The sequence below is a fragment of the Saccharothrix saharensis genome (genome assembly GCF_006716745.1).
In the GTDB taxonomy this organism is placed as follows: Bacteria; Actinomycetota; Actinomycetes; order Mycobacteriales; family Pseudonocardiaceae; genus Actinosynnema; species Actinosynnema saharense.
The window spans coordinates 7631822-7648254 of record NZ_VFPP01000001.1 but is presented as its reverse complement, the minus strand read 5'-3'; the positions used below and the strand labels follow the sequence as shown (position 1 = coordinate 7648254).

The 16433-nt window shown below is 71.8% G+C and carries 13 protein-coding genes; 6 read left to right on the top strand and 7 right to left on the bottom strand.

Features of this window, described 5'->3' with window-relative positions; genetic code table 11:
* Positions 1-185: 185 nt before the first annotated feature.
* Both FHX81_RS34855 and FHX81_RS34850 read left to right on the top strand, forming a co-directional pair.
* The gene (locus tag FHX81_RS34855; protein ID WP_425473902.1) at positions 186-1616 is read left to right on the top strand and encodes an LVIVD repeat-containing protein; all 1431 of its coding nucleotides are present in this window, start codon (positions 186-188) and stop codon (positions 1614-1616) included.
* Positions 1617-1836: 220 nt separating this feature from the next.
* Positions 1837-2451 (top strand): hypothetical protein, encoded by a 615-nt coding sequence (locus FHX81_RS34850; RefSeq protein WP_141982745.1) that lies wholly within the window; start codon positions 1837-1839, stop codon positions 2449-2451.
* Between the two features lie 15 nt (positions 2452-2466).
* Here the strand turns inward: FHX81_RS34850 and FHX81_RS34845 are convergent, their stop codons facing one another.
* From FHX81_RS34845 to FHX81_RS34830, 4 genes are read right to left on the bottom strand one after another with little or no spacing between them, the layout of a single operon-like run.
* A complete protein-coding gene (locus tag FHX81_RS34845) occupies positions 2467-3510 on the bottom strand; it encodes an ABC transporter ATP-binding protein (RefSeq protein WP_141982744.1) in 1044 nt (347 codons plus the stop codon).
* A gap of 1 nt (position 3511) precedes the next feature.
* Positions 3512-4297 carry an ABC transporter permease gene (locus FHX81_RS34840; protein ID WP_141982743.1) on the bottom strand — a complete coding sequence of 262 codons (786 nt, stop codon included), beginning with the start codon at positions 4295-4297 and terminating at the stop codon, positions 3512-3514.
* Positions 4285-5196: an ABC transporter permease gene (locus tag FHX81_RS34835; RefSeq protein WP_141982742.1), complete on the bottom strand. Its 912-nt coding sequence runs from the start codon at positions 5194-5196 to the stop codon at positions 4285-4287. Before FHX81_RS34835 ends, FHX81_RS34840 begins: the two co-directional genes overlap by 13 nt.
* A 3-nt stretch (positions 5197-5199) precedes the next feature.
* Positions 5200-6330 (bottom strand): ABC transporter substrate-binding protein, encoded by a 1131-nt coding sequence (locus FHX81_RS34830; protein ID WP_141982741.1) that lies wholly within the window; start codon positions 6328-6330, stop codon positions 5200-5202.
* Between the two features lie 430 nt (positions 6331-6760).
* Between FHX81_RS34830 and FHX81_RS34825 the strand changes: the two genes are divergently transcribed.
* Positions 6761-9004 (top strand): NHL repeat-containing protein, encoded by a 2244-nt coding sequence (locus tag FHX81_RS34825; RefSeq protein ID WP_211363641.1) that lies wholly within the window; start codon positions 6761-6763, stop codon positions 9002-9004.
* A gap of 58 nt (positions 9005-9062) precedes the next feature.
* A complete protein-coding gene (locus FHX81_RS34820) occupies positions 9063-9689 on the top strand; it encodes a hypothetical protein (RefSeq protein WP_141982740.1) in 627 nt (208 codons plus the stop codon).
* Positions 9690-9692: 3 nt separating this feature from the next.
* Here the strand turns inward: FHX81_RS34820 and FHX81_RS34815 are convergent, their stop codons facing one another.
* Both FHX81_RS34815 and FHX81_RS34810 read right to left on the bottom strand, forming a co-directional pair.
* Positions 9693-12182 (bottom strand): polynucleotide kinase-phosphatase, encoded by a 2490-nt coding sequence (locus tag FHX81_RS34815; RefSeq protein ID WP_141982739.1) that lies wholly within the window; start codon positions 12180-12182, stop codon positions 9693-9695.
* A complete protein-coding gene (locus tag FHX81_RS34810) occupies positions 12182-13543 on the bottom strand; it encodes a 3' terminal RNA ribose 2'-O-methyltransferase Hen1 (RefSeq protein WP_141982738.1) in 1362 nt (453 codons plus the stop codon). The genes FHX81_RS34815 and FHX81_RS34810 overlap by 1 nt, the downstream gene beginning before the upstream one ends.
* Positions 13544-13665: 122 nt before the next feature.
* On the opposite strand from FHX81_RS34810, the gene FHX81_RS34805 reads away from it, so the two are divergent.
* A complete protein-coding gene (locus FHX81_RS34805) occupies positions 13666-14244 on the top strand; it encodes a superoxide dismutase (protein WP_246108124.1) in 579 nt (192 codons plus the stop codon).
* A 119-nt stretch (positions 14245-14363) separates the two neighbouring features.
* Positions 14364-15380 carry an NAD(P)/FAD-dependent oxidoreductase gene (locus tag FHX81_RS34800; RefSeq protein ID WP_141982737.1) on the top strand — a complete coding sequence of 339 codons (1017 nt, stop codon included), beginning with the start codon at positions 14364-14366 and terminating at the stop codon, positions 15378-15380.
* A gap of 72 nt (positions 15381-15452) precedes the next feature.
* Here the strand turns inward: FHX81_RS34800 and FHX81_RS34795 are convergent, their stop codons facing one another.
* A complete protein-coding gene (locus FHX81_RS34795; protein WP_141982736.1) occupies positions 15453-16352 on the bottom strand; it encodes a bile acid:sodium symporter family protein in 900 nt (299 codons plus the stop codon).
* Between the last annotated feature and the right edge of the window lie 81 nt (positions 16353-16433).

Here is a 16433-nt window from a genome sequence, read left to right as displayed (position 1 = left end):
ACCCGGCCGTTCCACCTGCCGGAAGTAACAAAATTCCCGACGATCGGGTCTGGTCCTTAGCGTTGCGAACGGGCGATACTGCGGGCCCTGCAGTGGGCTGGAAGGGGAACCTGAAAGTGGAAGCACGCGATTCGACGCGCCGGCGCAGAACGCCGGGCGCGGTCTTGGGGGCGTTCGCGCTCAGCCTGTCGGTCGTGGCCTGGGCGCCGCAGGCGACGGCGGCGCCGGACGACGCCGACCTTGCCGGACTGTCCGAAACGCAGCTGTCGAGCCAGGAGCAGCCGGCCGCCGGCATCCCCGGCGTCGACGAGATCCGCAACAGCCGCAACGTCAAGCACCTGGCGAACCTGCCGAAGCCGGCGCCGTTCACCGCGTCGTCGACGTGGTCCGACCTGGCGTTCCAGAACGGCTACGCGTTCGACGGCAACTACGACGGCTTCGTCATCTACGACGTGCGCAACCCGCGCAAGCCGTCCATCGTGAGCTCGGTCTGGTGCCCCGGCTCGCAGAACGACATCTCGGTCAAGGACAACCTGCTCTTCCTGTCCACGGACTCCTCGCGCAGCGACAACTCCTGCGCCAGCACGCCGCTCTCCGCGACCAACAAGGACGCGTGGGAGGGCATCAAGATCTTCGACATCAGCGACAAGAGGAACCCGAAGTACGTCGCCGCGGTCGAGACCAAGTGCGGTTCGCACACGCACACGCTGGTGCCGGACAAGAAGGGCAAGAACGCGTACCTGTACGTCTCGTCGTACGGCCCGAACGCGACCTTCCCGGACTGCCAGCCGCCGCACGACCTGATCTCCATCGTCAAGGTGCCGCTGAAGAACCCGGCGGCGGCGTCGCTGCTGAGCGAGAACGTGCTGTTCCCGGACGGCGGCAACCCCGGTCGTGACGGCACGATCGAGGAGGGCTACGTCCGCGCCACCTCGGGCTGCCACGACATCACCGTGTACCCGTCGAAGGACCTCGCCGCCGGCGCCTGCATGGGTGACGGCGTGCTGTGGGACATCTCCGACCGGGAGAAGCCCCGCGAGATCAACCGCGTGCAGGACAACGTGAACTTCGCGTTCTGGCACTCGGCCACCTTCAACAACGAGGGCACCAAGGTCGTCTTCACCGACGAGCTCGGTGGCGGCGGCGCGCCGACGTGCAACGAGAAGATCGGCCCGACCCGCGGCGCGGACGGCATCTACGACATCACCGGTCGCGGTGACGGTCGCAAGCTGGAGTTCCGCTCCTACTACAAGATCTCCCGGACCCAGGGCGACACGGAGAACTGCGTGGCGCACAACGGTTCGCTGATCCCGGTGCAGGGTCGCGACATCATGGTGCAGGCGTGGTACCAGGGCGGCATCTCGATCTGGGACTTCACCGACTCCCGCAACCCCAAGGAGATCGGCTGGTTCGAGCGCGGCCCGCTGCCCAACGGCGCCGGCGGCGGCTCGTGGTCGGCGTACTACTACAACGGCTACATCTTCTCCTCCGACATGGCCAAGGGCTTCGACGTGCTCGACATCCGCGACCCGCGGACCGCGACGGCGAAGCTCATCCGCGTCGGCGAGCTGAACGTGCAGACGCAGGGGGCGTACCGGGACCTGTTCCCGCGCTAGCCCGTACGGTCCGACCGTCGTGACACCCGGAGGGGTCCGCCGCGCGCCGCGGCGGACCCCTCCGCCCGTTCCGGCGGCGGCCACATTGCATATTCCCCCTTTTCACACCGCATTTTCGCGGCCCGGTACTCCTTGGCGGTGAAGTGGTCCGCGTTTCGTCCTACTCCGCGTAGGATCGGCACCGATTCCTCTGCACGAATTCCTCGCGAGGAGTATTCCGATGCCGGACATGACCCTCTACCGGGGTGAACGAGACAATGTCTGGCCCGCCCCGGCCGTGCGTCTCATCTGGGGCGGCATGACCATTCGCGACCCCTGGCCGGGCGCCCGGCTGCCCAACCAGACGGCCACCGGCGCGTGGTCGGCGCTGTCCCGGGCGATCAGCACCGGCGGCGGCGACCCGGCCGCGTTCTCGCGGGCGCTGCGCGCGACGGGCGTCCCGTACGGCCTGGACTTCACCCGCACGCCCGCGCCGGTAGACCCGGGTTGCGACCACCACTACGTGGTCACCATCCACCACGCCCGCACGTTCCTGCTGCGCTACGGCGGCGTCGGCGGCTGGACGCTGGGCGACGAGGTGCCGTGGGTGACCGACCCGACCCTCGCCGACCAGGATTACGTGGTGCTCAACGGGCCGAACGTGAGCCGGTCGACGGTGTTGGGTTACGGCCATTTCGCCGACACGCCGGAAGTCACCTTGTTCACCGATGTGCCGACCACGTGGGTCACTTCCGTGAACGGCCAGCCGATCGGCGCGCGCGGGGTGCGCGTTTTGACCGATTCGGCGCTTTCCGAGGACGAGCGGCTCAGGTTGACGAAATTGCGCCGCCCGTGACGGCCGGCACCGCCGTCACGCCCCGACGACCATGAGCCTGCCGACCGCGAGGTCCAGCGCGACGGCGGTGCCGGGCGGGAAGTCGGCCGCCCGGTGGGACGGCTGGTCGACCCGCAGGACCTGGTCGCCGCCGTCGAGCCGCACGGACAGCCTGGTGACCGGGCCGAGGAAGCTCTGCGCGAGCACGGCGCCGGTCAACGCGCCGGCCGCCGGGCCGGGGTGTGGCGTGATCGCGATGTCCTCCGGCCGCACGATCACCTCGACCTCGCCGGTCAGCCCGTCCGCCGCGTCGGTGGCCAGCCGGAACGCGCCCAGCCGGACGCCACCGGCCTCGGCGACGCCGTGCAGGGCGTTCGTCACGCCGACGAACCGCGCCACGAACGCCGACGCGGGCTCCCGGTACACGACCGCGGGGGTGTCCAGCTGCTCCAGCCTGCCGTGCGACATCACGCCCACCCGGTCGGAGACCGCCAACGCCTCCTCCTGGTCGTGCGTGACGAACAGCGTGGTCATGCCCAGCTCGGTCTGGATGCGCCGGATCTCGTCACGCAGGGTCACCCGCACCTTGGCGTCCAGCGCGGACAGCGGCTCGTCCAGCAGCAGCACCCGCGGCCGGATCGCCAGGGCACGGGCCAGCGCCACGCGTTGCTGCTGACCGCCGGACAGCTGGTGCGGGTAGCGCTTGCCGAGGTGGGCGAGCCCGACCAGCTCCAGCAGCTCGGCGACCCGCCCGGCCCGGTCCGGCGCCTTGCGCAGCCGCAGGCCGAACGCCACGTTCTGCGTCACGGTCATGTTCGGGAACAGGCTGTAAGCCTGGAACACCATGCCCATGTCCCGCCTGTTCGCGGGCACGCCCGTGATGTCACGGCCGGCCACCAGCACGGACCCGGCGTCGGCGGTCTCGAACCCGGCCACGATCCGCAACGCGGTCGTCTTGCCGCAGCCGCTGGGGCCGAGCAGGCTGACCAGCTCGCCCTCGGCGAGGTCCAGGTCGAGCCCGTCGAGCGCGGTCTGGCCGCCGAACGCCTTGCGCAGCCCGTCCAGTCGCAGGTACCCCATGTCAGCCTTCCCCGACGGCGGCACGCCGCCGCCTGCCGATGAACGAGAGCAGGAACAGCAGCGCGAACGCGAACAGCAGGCTCATCAGCGACACCGCGATCGACACGCCCGCGTCGCGCTTGCCGAGCAGGTTGACCCGCACCTGCAGCGTGTCGAAGTTCAGCAGCGACGCGACGGTGAACTCGCCGAGCACCAGCGCCACCGACAGCAGCGACGCGCCGATCAGCGCGGTCCGGATGTTGGGCACGACGACCCGGAGCAGCACCGTGCCCCAGGACGCGCCCAGCCCGCGGGCCGCTTCCGCCAACGTCTTCAGGTCGATCGCGGACAGGCCCGCGTCGATCGCCCGGTAGGCGAACGGCAGCACCAGCACCGCGTAGGCGAACGCCAGGGTCAACGGCGAGTCGCCGAGCAGGTAGTTCACCCACGCGTACAGCGGCGCCATGCCCACCACCAGCACGATCGCCGGGATCGCCACCGGCAGCAGGCACAGGAACTCCACCAGCCGCCGCAACGCGGGCAGCCGCAGCCTGATCCACGTCATCGTCGGCACCAGCAGCACCAGCACGAGCAGGGAACTGGCGGCCGCGAGCTGCACCGACACCACGATCGCCTCGACCAGGTCCGGGTCGTCCGCGATCGCCGCCCACGACGCCAGACCGCGCGTGCCGCCGGCGCCCCGCGTGGAGAACTCCACCATCGCGACCAGCGGCAGCAGGAAGAACGCACCGAGCACCAGCAGGACCACGAACCGCACGACGCGACCCCGTGCCCTCACCGCTGCCATCGGGCGAACCTCCGCTGCACCACCGCGTACAGGCCCATCGCCACGCCGACCACCACGACCATGCCCAGGCCGAGCGCCTTGCCCAGGTTCTCCCGGCCCAGCAGCACCTCGCCGGTCAGGAAGCCGCGGATCTGCAACGGCACGATCGGGCTGCCCTGCGACACCAGCGCCGCCGCCGTGGCGTAGGCGGAGAACGCGTTGGCGAACAGCAGCAGCACCGCGCCGAGGAACGCGGGCAGCAGGACAGGGCCGCCGACGTGCCGCCAGTAGGTCCACGCCGTGCCGCCGAGGCTGTCCACCGCCTCCCGCCACTGCGGGCGCAGGCCGTCGAGCGCGGGCAGGAACACGATGACCATCAGCGGGATCTGGAAGAACGTGTAGACCAGGGTCAGGCCGGGCAGCTCGAACAGCCACGCGCCGCCGGCGAACAGGTCCACGCCGAACGAGTCGCGCAGGAACCGCGTGACGAAGCCCTGGAAGCCGACCGTGGCCAGGAACGCGAACGCCAGCGGCACGCCGCCGAACTGGGCGAGCACGCCCGCGCCGGCCACCACGACGCGGCGCAGCGGCCCGTCCGGCGCGCCGCCGGCCACCGCCCACGACAGCAGGGCCCCGAGCACCGCGCCCAGCAGGGCGGTGATCGCGGACAGCTCGATGCTGCGCAGGAACGCCCGCAGGTACGCACCGCGGGTCAGGTCGGCCAGGTTGGTGGGCGTGAACCCGCCGTCGGCGTCCTGGAACGCGCCGGCCAGCACCGACACCGTCGGGTACACCAGGAACGTGCCGACGTAGGCCAGGAAGGGCACCACGACGAGCCACGCCACGCGGCTGCGGCCGGGACCGGGGCCCGGAGCGGCGCGGTCGGCCCTCCCGACCCCGGTCGTGACGGGTGCGACCACCGGTCAGCCCACCGCCTGCGCCCACGTGGCGGCCAGCACCTGCTTGGCCTTGTCCGACTGCTCCTGGGTGGGGAACACCTGCTCGCCCGACGTCTTCGGCAGCTTCGCCGCCGCGGCCGCGTCGACCGTGCCGGACTTGGTCATCGCGTCCATCCGGACCGGGCGCGACAGGCCCTTGAGGTAGAGGTTCTGGCCCTCGTCGGAGTACAGGAACTCCTGCCACAGGCGCGCGGCGGCCGGGTGCGGCGCGTCCTTGTTGATCGCCTGGTTGTAGTAACCGCCTACCTGCGCCTCGGCCGGGACGACGACCTTCCAGTCGACCTTGCCCGCGAGCTTCGCGGTCTGCGCGGCGTTGGTGTAGTCCCAGTCGATCACGACGGGTGTCTGGCCGGACTCGACGGTCGCGGGCGACGGGTCGACCGGCAGGAAGTTGCCCGCGGCCTTGAGCTGCTTGAAGAACTCCACGCCGGGTGCGATGTCGTCGGCCGAGCCGCCGTTGCCCAGCGCGGCCATGACCACGCCGGAGAACGCCGCGCCCGCCTGGGTCGGGTCGCCGTTGAGCGCGACCTTGCCCTGGTACTCGGGCTTGAGCAGGTCCTTGACCGCGGTCGGCGCGGGCACCTTGGCGGCGTCGTAGCCGATGGACATGAAGCCGCCGTAGTCGCCGTAGTACAGCCCGGACGGCTCCTTGAGCTCGTCGGGGATGTCGGCCCACGTCCGCACCTGGTAGGGCGCGAACACGTCGGTGTTGGCCAGCGCCACGGTGAGGCCGAGGTCGAACACGTCCGGCGCGCGGTCGCCACCCTTGAGCTGCTTGGCCGCGTTGATCTCGTCCTGGCTGGACGCGTCGGGCTGCGCGGAGTCGACCTCGATGCCGTACTTCGCCTCGAACGCCTCGATCAGCTCACCGTAGTTGGCCCAGTCCGGGGGCAGGGCGATGACGTTCAGCCTGCCCTCCCCCTTCGCGGCCTCGACCAGCTTGTCCAGCCCGCCGAAGTCGGCGGCGGACTTCGCGGTGGCGGCGGCGGTGCCGTTCGCGGCGCCGTCCTTGGGCGGCGGCGTGCCGCACGCGGTGATCAACGCCAACGCGGTGACGCCGACGACCACCGACCGCAGGACTCGGGTGTGGTTCACGTCGAACCTTCCTCGGGGGTTTATTCGCGGACGACCAAAACGGGCCGACGAGCGGAGGATTCGGGACGCCGCGCGCGTTTGTCAAGCAACCGGCGCGGACTGCGACCCAGCCGACCGACAGCACGAAATCCGGGTGACCCGGAAATGTCCGGGCGGTTAACGGTCACCGCTTCCGGATCGGCCCGGATCAGCCCATGGACTGGGCCGTTCGACGTACGGAGCAACGTCGACAGTCACCGAGCGGATCGCTCCGCTGGACCGTCCGAACGAACTCCCCTCGGCAGCGAGTGAAAGTTGCACCCGATTTTTGCCTAATTGTCTACTCACCTTTCCCGGGCCGGTAACGCGTTCCGACCGGCTCCCGACACCCGGTTGTCACGTGACGGAAATGCCCGAATACCTGCGGAACCCCACCAAGAAGGGCAGATCCATGCGTCACCCGCGAAGATCTCTGGCGCTCGCCGCTGCCGGCGCGCTCCTGCTCCCCCTCGCCGGCGCGCCGACGGCTCTCGCCGCCCCCGTTCCCGGGGAGGACGTGCTCTACACGCTGGACGCGGACTTCGACCAGGGCGTGCTCCAGGACGTCAACCACGACGCGCCGGACAACGACCAGCTCCAGCTCAACCGCCAGACCGTGTTCTTCCCGTACGTCAACGTCGCCGCGTCCGCGCGCGGCACGATGATCCGCATCGACGTCAACACCGGCGAGATCGTCGGCGAGTGGCTGTCCGCGCCGGACGGCCAGGGCCGCAACCCCTCCCGCACCACCGTCGACAAGCTCGGCAACACGTGGCTGTCGAACCGGAACGAGGCCGGCGGCGGCCGGGGCTCGGTCACCCGGGTCGGCGTGATCCGGGGCGGCACCCGGTCGAACGCCGACGGCACCGCCAACCCGGACGGCGACTACCTGAAGGGCCCGTTCGGCTACAACACCTGCGTCGACCGCGACGGCGACGGCCTGATCGCCACCTCCCGCGGGCTGACCGACATCCGGCCGTGGACGAACGCGGGCGGCGCGGACTCCGACGGCGGCGTCACCACCGCGGCCGACGAGTGCCTGATCACCTACAGTCGGGTCGCGGGAACCAACACCCGCACGGTGGCCGTGGACGCCAACAACGACCTCTGGACCGGCGGCTCGAACACCCAGCACCAGAAGATCTCCGGCGTGGACGGCACGCCGCTGACCGCGCCGGTCAGCTTCGGCTGCGGCGGCTACGGCGGCCTGGTCGACAAGGCGGGCACGCTGTGGTCCGCCCGGTACGGCACCAACCTGCTGCGGTACGAGCCGGGCACCGGCACGGGTGCCTGCCTGGACACCTCGCACGGCGACTACGGCCTGGGCATGGACCCGGTGACCGGCGAGATCTGGCACACCCAGGTCAACTCCGGCAACACCGTCAAGATGGACCCGGCGGGCACCGTGCTCGGCACGTTCCCGCACGGCCACCCGCGCGCGCAGGGCGTCGCGGTCGACATGGAAGGCAACGTCTGGGTCGCCCACGCGCTCGACAACGGCACCAACACGGTCGGCCACCTGCGCACCGACGGCACGTTCGTCGGCAACGTGGTCCTGCCCGGCGGCAACGGCCCGACCGGTGTCGCGGTGGACACCAACGGCAAGGTCTGGGTCGCCAACATCAACTCCAACAACGCCCAGCGCATCGACCCGGACGCCGGTCCGGTCGGCGGCGGCGGGTTCACCGTCGGCGCGGTCGACCTGACCGTCGACCTGGGCGCGGGCGCGGGGCCGTACAACTACAGCGACATGACCGGGTCCGTGCTCGGTGAGATCACCGCGCCGATCGGCACGTGGTCGGTGGTGCAGGACGGTGGCGTCGCGGGTCAGACGTGGGGCACCGTCACCTGGAACACCGAGGCGCAGGGCAGCGTCCCGCCGGGCACCTCGATCACGGTCGAGGCGCGCACGTCCGACACCGAGGCGGGACTGGCCGGCGAGACGTTCACGCCGGTGTCCAACGGGGTGGAGTTCGCCCGGGTGGGCCGGTACATCGAGGTGCGGGCGACGTTGGCGGCCAGCCCGTCCGGCGACAGCCCGGTCCTGTCCGACCTGCGGATCAGGACCTCCGAGCGGACCGGCGTGTTCTCCTGCCAGGCGACCGCGCTGAACCTGGCCGGGATCGTCGTGGCGCGGGCCAACCCGCCGGACGTGCCGTGCGTCGACGACGCCGCGAACGTGGCGAACGTCAACCTGTCGGCGGGCATCCTGACCGTCCGGGCCAACGCGCTGACCGCGAGCACGAACCAGACGCCGGACGACCTCCTCGCCCTGCCACCGGCGCCCGGTGACGGCGCGGTGTCCACCGCGCGGGTCGACTACACCCGGATCAGCAGCCTGCTGGTCACCATCGAGGTGGGCGTGATCCAGGCGACCGCGTCGGTGACGTGCGACGCGAACCTGGACCCGGTGTTCACGGGGTCGTCGCAGATCGCGAGCCTGCGGATCAACGGGGTCGCGGTGGCCGTGGGCAGCGCGCCGCTGACCATCCCGCTGGTGATCGGCTCGTTGCAGCTCAACAGCACCACGACGACGTCGACCAGCGTGGTGCAGCGGGCGTTCGCCCTGGACACGGCGCTGACCGACGTGGTCCTCGGTGAGGCGAAGGCCAACATCGAGCCGACCGAGCCCGGCGGCAGCCCCTGCCGCGTCTGAGCCACCACTCCACTAGTAGCCGTACTATACGTAGTGCGGCTACTAGTGGAGGGTGCTCGTGAACCGGAAGTTGCTGGTCTGGGCGCACGTCGTGTCGTCCACGGGGTGGATGTTCATGGCGTTGGCGTTGTTCGTGGTGGTGAACCACGCGTTGGCCGGGCCGGACCGGTCGGCGTTCGAGGTGGCGCTGCTGCTCGACGTGCAGGTGCTCCAGTTCATGGCCACCACGTCGGCGTTCACCGGGTTCATGCTGTCCGGGCTCACCGCGTGGGGCTACTCCCGGCACTGGTGGGTGCTCGCGAAGGCCGTGATCACGGTCAGCCAGCTGTACGTCGGGATCTTCGTGCTCAGCCCGAACCTGCACCCGGACGGCTCGCCGACGCTCATGCGGGTCGGCGCCCTGCTGATGGCGTCGGCCCTGGCCTGCCAGGTGTGGTTCTCGGTGGCCAAGCCGTTCAAGCGGACGCCGTGGGCCCCACCCGCCAAGCCGAAGACCGCGCCGCCGTGGGCCTTCGCGCTGTGCCTGGCCGTGCCCGCGGCGGACTACGCGCTCGGCCAGTCCCTGCTGGGCGTGCCGCTGCCGGCGGTGTCCCTGGTGGTGGCGGTGTCGTACCCGGTCGTGCGCGCGGTCCGCGGGCGCGACCGGGCGCCGGGCGGCCGCACGCGACTGCCCAGCGCCCCGTGACGCTCAGAGCCGGGGGTCCACCGGCTCCGACTCCAGTGCCAGCACCGCGAACACGCACTCGTGCACGCGCCACAACGGCTCATCGCGAGCCACCCGTTCCAACGCCTCCAGACCCAGCGCGTACTCGCGGATCGCGAGCGCCCGCTTCGCGCCCAGGGCACGCTTGCGCAGCCGTTCGAGGTTCTCCGGCTCGGTGTAGTCCGGGCCGTAGATGATCCGCAGGTACTCGCGCCCGCGCACCTTCACCCCCGGCTGCACCAGCCCCCGGTCGCCGCGGACCAGGTTCGCCAGCGGCTTGACCACCATGCCCTCGCCACCCGCCGCGGTCAGGTCCTCCCACCAGCGGATGCCCGCGGTGACCTGCTCGGCGTCCGCCGTGTCCACGACCAGCCGCCGGGTGGGCGTGAACGTCTCGCCGCCCAGGCGGCCCAGCACGTCCAGGTGCCACAGGTGGTCGCGGTCGTGGAACGTGCGGCCGCGCGCGGCGAGCAGCTGGAACGGCGCGAGCGTGACACCGGCCAGGCCGTCGGTCGGCCGCACGTACCGCCGGTAGGCGTCGCGGTAACCGGTGGCGTTGGCCAGCCTGCCCCGCGTGCGCGAAAGCAGCTCGCCGACGTCGATGCCCCGTGCGGCGGTCCGCGCGAGCACGTCCACCGCCACGCCGAGCGCGCCCGTCGCCGCCGCACCGACCGAGGCGTACTGCTCCTTGATCAGCCCGGACGCCTTCGCGTTCCACGGCAGCAGCTCGGCGTCGAACAGCAGCCAGTCGGTGTCGAGCTCGTCCCACAGCCCCGCCCGCGTCACCTCCGCGCGCACCCGTGCCAGCAGTTCGTCCCCCGTCGGCGGGTCGAAGAACGCACGACCGGTGCGCGTGTGGATCACCCCTCCCCCGTCCCGGCGCACCAGGACCACCGCACGCGACCCCATGTGCTTCTCCTCGCAGACCACCTCGCGCACACCGGCGTCGCGGTACTCCGCGAAGGCGTCCTCCGGGTGCTCCAGCACGTCCGGCCGCTGCGAGGTCGCCGTCGGCGCCATCGTCGGCGGCAGGTACAGCAGGTGGTGCGGGTCGATGGCGAAGCGGCTCATCACCTCCAGCGCCGACGCGGCCTGCTCGGGGCGGATCCCGATCCGGCCCCGGTGGGCCGTCTCGACGAACCGGCGGCCGGTCACGTCGGCCAGCGCGAGCACGTCCGGCTCCCGTTCCGCTTCGGGCACGACGAGCGGGCGCACCGGCTCGTACCAGACCTCGTGCGCGTCGACCGCCACGACCTCCCGCTCCGGGTAGCGCAACGCGGTCAGCTTGCCGCCGAACACCACGCCCGTGTCCAGGCACATGGTGTTGTTGACCCACTCGGCCTCCGGCGTCGGCGTGTGCCCGTAGAGCACGGTCGCCTTGCCGCGGTACTCGGTCGCCCACGGGTAGCGCACCGGCAGGCCGTACTCGTCGGTCTCGCCGGTCGTGTCGCCGTAGAGGGCGAAGCTGCGCACCCGTGCCGACGCGCGGCCGTGGTAGCGCTCGGGCAGCCCCGCGTGCGCGATCACCAGGTCGCCGCCGTCGAGCACGTAGTGCGCGATCAACCCGTCGCAGAACCGCACGACGCGCTCGCGGAACTCCTCCGGCTCGGCCGCGAGCTGCGCCAGCGACTCCGCCAGGCCGTGCTTGACCTGCACGGCCCGGCCGCGCAGGGCGCGCACCAGCTTCTGCTCGTGGTTGCCGCACACCGCGAACGCGTGCCCGGCCTCGACCATGCCCATGACCAGGCGCAGCACGCCCGGCGTGTCCGGGCCCCGGTCGACCAGGTCGCCGACGAACGCCGCACGCCGTCCCGCCGGCGGAACCGCGTCCACCGGCCGTCCCGCCTCGTCGCGCACCAGCGCGTAGCCGAGCTGGACCAGCAGGTCCTCCAGCTCGGCGCGGCAGCCGTGCACGTCACCGATCACGTCGAACGGCCCGGTCTCGTGCCGCAGGTCGTTGAGCAGGCGCTCCGGTGCGATCACCGCTTCGTCCACTTCGGACTGCGAACGCAGCACGTGCACCCGCTTGAAGCCCTCCTTGCCCAGGTGCTTCAACGACTTGCGCAACGCCGTGCGGTGCCGGCGCACCACGTGAGCGCCGAAGTCGCGGTCGGGGCGGGCGGCGTTGCGGGCCAGGCAGACCTCCTCCGGCAGGTCGAGCACGATCGCGACCGGCAGCACGTTGTGCTCGCGGGCCAGCTCGACCAGGTGCGCGCGGTCGGACCGCTGCACGTTGGTCGCGTCGACGACCGTGGTGCGGCCCGCGTCCAGGCGCTTGCCCGCCACGAAGTGCAGCGCATCGAACGCCGCGGCGGACGCCGACTGGTCGTTCTCGTCGTCGGCGACCAGGCCGCGGAAGTAGTCGCTGGACAGCACCTGCGTGGGCCGGAAGTGCCTGCGCGCGAACGTGGACTTGCCCGAGCCGGAGGCGCCGATCAGCACCACCAGGCACAGGTCCGGGATCTTGAGTTCCATCAGTCCTCCCCCAGGGTGAACACGGCGAGCTGGGTCGGCGCGCCGCGCTCGGCGTCCACCGGTCCGATCGGCAGGTGGCGCACGGCGTAGCCGCGGCGCCGGGCGACGCCGTGCGTCCAGTCCTCGAACTCTGCCCTGGTCCACTCGAAGCGGTGGTCGGAGTGCCGGTGCCGCCCTTCCGGCAGGGTCTCGAACAGCGCGTTGTACTCGACGTTCGGCGTGGTGACCAGGACGGTGCGCGGGCGGGCGACGGCGAACACCGAGTGCTCCAGCGCGGGCAGCCGGTCCGGGTCCAGGTGCTCCACCACTTCCATCAGCACGGCGGCGTCGTAGCCCTTCAGGTCCGGGTCGGCGTAGGTCAGCGACGACTGGCGCAGCGTGAGGCGGGCGCGCTGCCGGTCCGACATCTTGTCCACGTGCAGCCTGCGCGCGGCGGTGGCCAGGGCGCTCGCGGACACGTCCACGCCCTGGACGCGGGTGAAGTCGGGGTTCTCCAGCAGGGCGCGCAGCAACGCGCCGCCACCGCAGCCCAGGTCCAGCACGGACCGCGCGCCGGCCCGCCCGAGCTGCTCGAGGACCGCGTCACGCCGCTGCACGGCGAGGGAGACCTTCGGCTCGACGAGCGCGTTGTCCAGCTCCTCCGGTTCGACCTCCTCCACGTCGGCCAGGCGGGCCAGCGCGGACTGCACCAGCGGACGGCGGCGCATCAGGTAGCGGGTGGTGATCAGCTCGCGGTCCGGGTGAGTGCCGAGCCACCCCTCCCCCGCGCGCAGCAGCTTGTCCACCTCGTCCTCGGAGACCCAGTAGTGCTTGTCGCCGTCGAGGACGGGCAGCAGCACGTACAGGTGCTTCAGGGCTGCGGAGAGCGTGTGCGTGCCGGTGAGCGTGACGTCGGCGTAGCGCGAGTCGTCGCCCCCGTCGCCACCGTCATCGAGTGGGAGCGGGGTGATGTCCGCGGTCCAGCCCAGCGGCGTGAACAGCCGTTCCACCAGGCGGTGCGGCAGGACGGGGACGCGCACGGTCAGCGGGATCGGGGTGGCGGCCACCTCCTTGCGGCTCTCGCTGCGGCCGTTCATCGCGGTGCGGAACACCGAGCCGAGCGCGACGGTCAACAACGAGCCGGCGACGTACGGGCGGTCGTTGACGTACTGGGTGAGCGTGCTGCCGGGACCGCGCACCAGGGCGATCGGGTCGACCTCCAGCAGCAGCGCGACCGTGCACTCCTCGTCGTCCGCGCGTGGGTAGAAGACGTGCGCGGTCCCCGACGAGGTGGTGAACGACTGGGCCCGGTCGGGATGTTTGTGCAGGAGGTGGCTGAGGTCGGTGGCCGGGTGGTGGGTCGTGGTCAGGGTGAGCAGCACGCGTCCAGTGTGGACGAGAAGAGCCGGTGCCCGCGTGCGAATTAGGCGACTGCCGCCACCGCGCGGGCGGTCGGTGCTAGCTTCGAGTGGGCCGCCGCCTTGTCCACGCGAAAGGCAGAAGTGTGAAACGTCTGGTTCCCCTGGTCATCGGCGGGCTGGTCGCGGCGGCGGTACCGCCGGCGGCCGCCGCGGACGCTCCGCGAGGCTCCGGCGTCGCGGTGACGGTGGCCCGCTTCGCCACCCCCGACACCGCCACCCCCGACATCGGGACGACGGCCTACACCTACGACGCGGCGCTGATCGCGCCGGGCGCGGCCGTGATGGTCGTGGCCACCCCGGTGCGCCGTTCGACGAAGACCCTGCTCAGCGTCTACGGCCTGGTCCCGAACCGCACCTACGGCGCCCACGCCCACCAGCGGCCGTGCGGCGCGGCCCCCACCGACGCGGGCGCGCACCACCAGCACGTGGTCGACCCGGACCAACCATCGGTGGACCCGGCCTACGCCAACCCCGAGAACGAGATCTGGCTCGACTTCACCACCGACGACCGGGGCCGCGCCGTGGTCGGCGCGGTCGTGCCCTGGCGGTTCGCCGACCGCCGGGCGGGGTCGGTCGTGATCCACGCCCAGCGCACGGCCACCGAGCCGGGCAAGGCGGGCACCGCGGGGCCGCGGGTCGGCTGCGCCACGGTGGCCTTCTGAGCCGCTGACCGGGGCCGGCTCGGTGGGAGCCGGGGGCCGGCCCTCTTCGTTGCCGGATCGGCAACAACGTTTGCCGATCCGTCCGCTCTCCGCGCATGGTGGTGGCGGAGGTGGTCGTGATGACCTTTCAGCTGGCGGACAGCTATGACGTGGTGGTGGTCGGCGGCGGTGCCGCGGGGTTGAACGGCGCGCTGATGCTCGCGCGGTCCAGGCGGTCGGTGGTCGTGGTCGACGCCGGGTCGCCGCGCAACGCGCCGGCCGACGGCGTGCACGGGCTGCTCGCCCGGGACGGGATGCCGCCCGCCGAACTGGTGGAACGGGGCCGGGCCGAGGTGCGCCGCTACGGGGGCCACGTGGTGACCGGCGAGGTCGACGCCGTGACGCGGGAGGGCGACGGGTTCGTCGTGGCGCTGGCCGACGGCCGCGCGGTCCGCGCCCGCCGGCTGCTGGTGACCACGGGCCTGGTGGACGAGCTGCCGGACGTGCCGGGGCTGCGCGAGCGGTGGGGCCGCGACGTGGTGCACTGCCCGTACTGCCACGGCTGGGAGGTCCGCGACCGGGCGATCGGTGTGCTCGCCACCGGACCGATGGCCACGCACCAGGCGTTGCTGTTCCGACAGCTCAGCGCCGACGTCACGCTCTTCTCCCACACCCACCCGCCGACCGGCGAGCAGGCCGAGCAGCTCGCCGCGCGCGGTGTCGACGTGGTGGCGGGCGAGGTGGCGTCCCTCGACGTCGCCGGTGACCGCATCGTCGGCGTGCGGCTGGTCGACGGCCGCACGGTGGGCCGCGAGGTGGTGGCGGTCGCCCCGCGCATGGTGGCCCGCGCCGGGTTCCTGGCCGCGCTGGGCCTGCGCCCCGTGCCGCACCCGTCCGGGATGGGCGAGCACGTCGCCGCCGACCCGACGGGCCGCACCGACGTGCCCGGCGTGTGGGCCGCGGGCAACGTCACGGACCTGTCCGCGCAGGTCGGCACGTCCGCCGCGGCGGGGGCCACGGCCGGCGCGCAGATCAACGCCGACCTGATCGCGGAGGAGACCCGCCTGGCGGTGGCCGCCTACCGCGGCCCGTTCTCCGCCGAGTCGGAGGCCAGGGTCGCCGAGCTGGTCGCGGGCGACCGCCGCCACGGGCTGTGACACCCGTGACGCCCGCACCGGACCGCGAGGTGCGCGGACCCGGTGCGGGCCGGGGACTCCGACCGGGAACGGTCACGTCCCGCTCGGCGTGACCGCCCGGTCGGCGGTCGGCGCGGGCACGCGGCGGGCCACGACCAGGCCGAAGACCAAGGCCGTGAAGAACATGACGAAGCCGTAGGTGACCGACGGCATCGCCATCTCGGTGCTGTTGAGCAGCGTGGGGCTCATCGCGATGGCGATCGACAGCGGCGCGTTGTGCAGGCCGATCTCGAACGCCGACGCGACCGACTCGCGCGGGCCGACCTTCAGCAGGCGCGGACCGAAGTACCCGATCGCCATGCCGAGGAGGTTGAACAGCACGACCACCAGGATGATGTCGCCGAGGATCTCGAAGACCTCCTCGCCCAGGCCGCTGATCACCCCCGCGATCATCATGACGAGCACGATCACGGACAGGATCTTGACCGGGCGCTCCATCCGGATGGCGAAGCTCGCGAACTTCGCGCGCAGCGCCATGCCGATCGCGATCGGGACCAGCACGATCGAGAACACCTGCACGACCTTGTCGAACTGCAGGCCGATCGAGCTGTCCGCGCCGAGGAAGCCCGTCACCGACAGGTTGACGATCAGCGGCAGGGTGAACATCGCCAGCACCGAGTTGACCGCGGTCAGCGAGATGTTCAACGCCACGTCGCCCTTGAACAGGTGGCTGTAGAGGCTGGCCGTGCTGCCGCCCGGCGACGCGGCGAGCAGCATCATGCCGATGGCCAGCTCGGGCCGCAGGCCGAACCCGACGACCAGGCCGAGGCAGATCGCGGGCAGCACCAGCATCTGGCACACCAGGCAGACCACCATCGCCCGCGGGTACTTCACCACCCGGCGGAAGTCCGCGACGGTCAGGGTGAGGCCGAGGCCGAGCATGATGACGGCCACGGTGATCGGGAACAGGAGGAGTACCGTGGAGTTGTTCATGCCGCCCTGCCTTCCGCTCGGAGCGAGGTACAGGGAGTCTCACACCGGCGGTCGGCCCGCTACTTCTCCCGCGTTGCCGTT

Bases quoted from the DNA above. Each gene is read 5' to 3' on its own strand.
- FHX81_RS34795 (WP_141982736.1), bottom strand. From the start codon at position 16,352: ATGAACAACTCCACGGTACTCCTCCTGTTCCCGATCACCGTGGCCGTC.
- FHX81_RS34815 (WP_141982739.1), bottom strand. From the start codon at position 12,182: ATGGAACTCAAGATCCCGGACCTGTGCCTGGTGGTGCTGATCGGCGCC.
- FHX81_RS34850 (WP_141982745.1), top strand. From the start codon at position 1,837: ATGCCGGACATGACCCTCTACCGGGGTGAACGAGACAATGTCTGGCCC.
- FHX81_RS34845 (WP_141982744.1), bottom strand. From the start codon at position 3,510: ATGGGGTACCTGCGACTGGACGGGCTGCGCAAGGCGTTCGGCGGCCAG.
- FHX81_RS34840 (WP_141982743.1), bottom strand. From the start codon at position 4,297: ATGGCAGCGGTGAGGGCACGGGGTCGCGTCGTGCGGTTCGTGGTCCTG.
- FHX81_RS34825 (WP_211363641.1), top strand. From the start codon at position 6,761: ATGCGTCACCCGCGAAGATCTCTGGCGCTCGCCGCTGCCGGCGCGCTC.
- FHX81_RS34800 (WP_141982737.1), top strand. From the start codon at position 14,364: ATGACCTTTCAGCTGGCGGACAGCTATGACGTGGTGGTGGTCGGCGGC.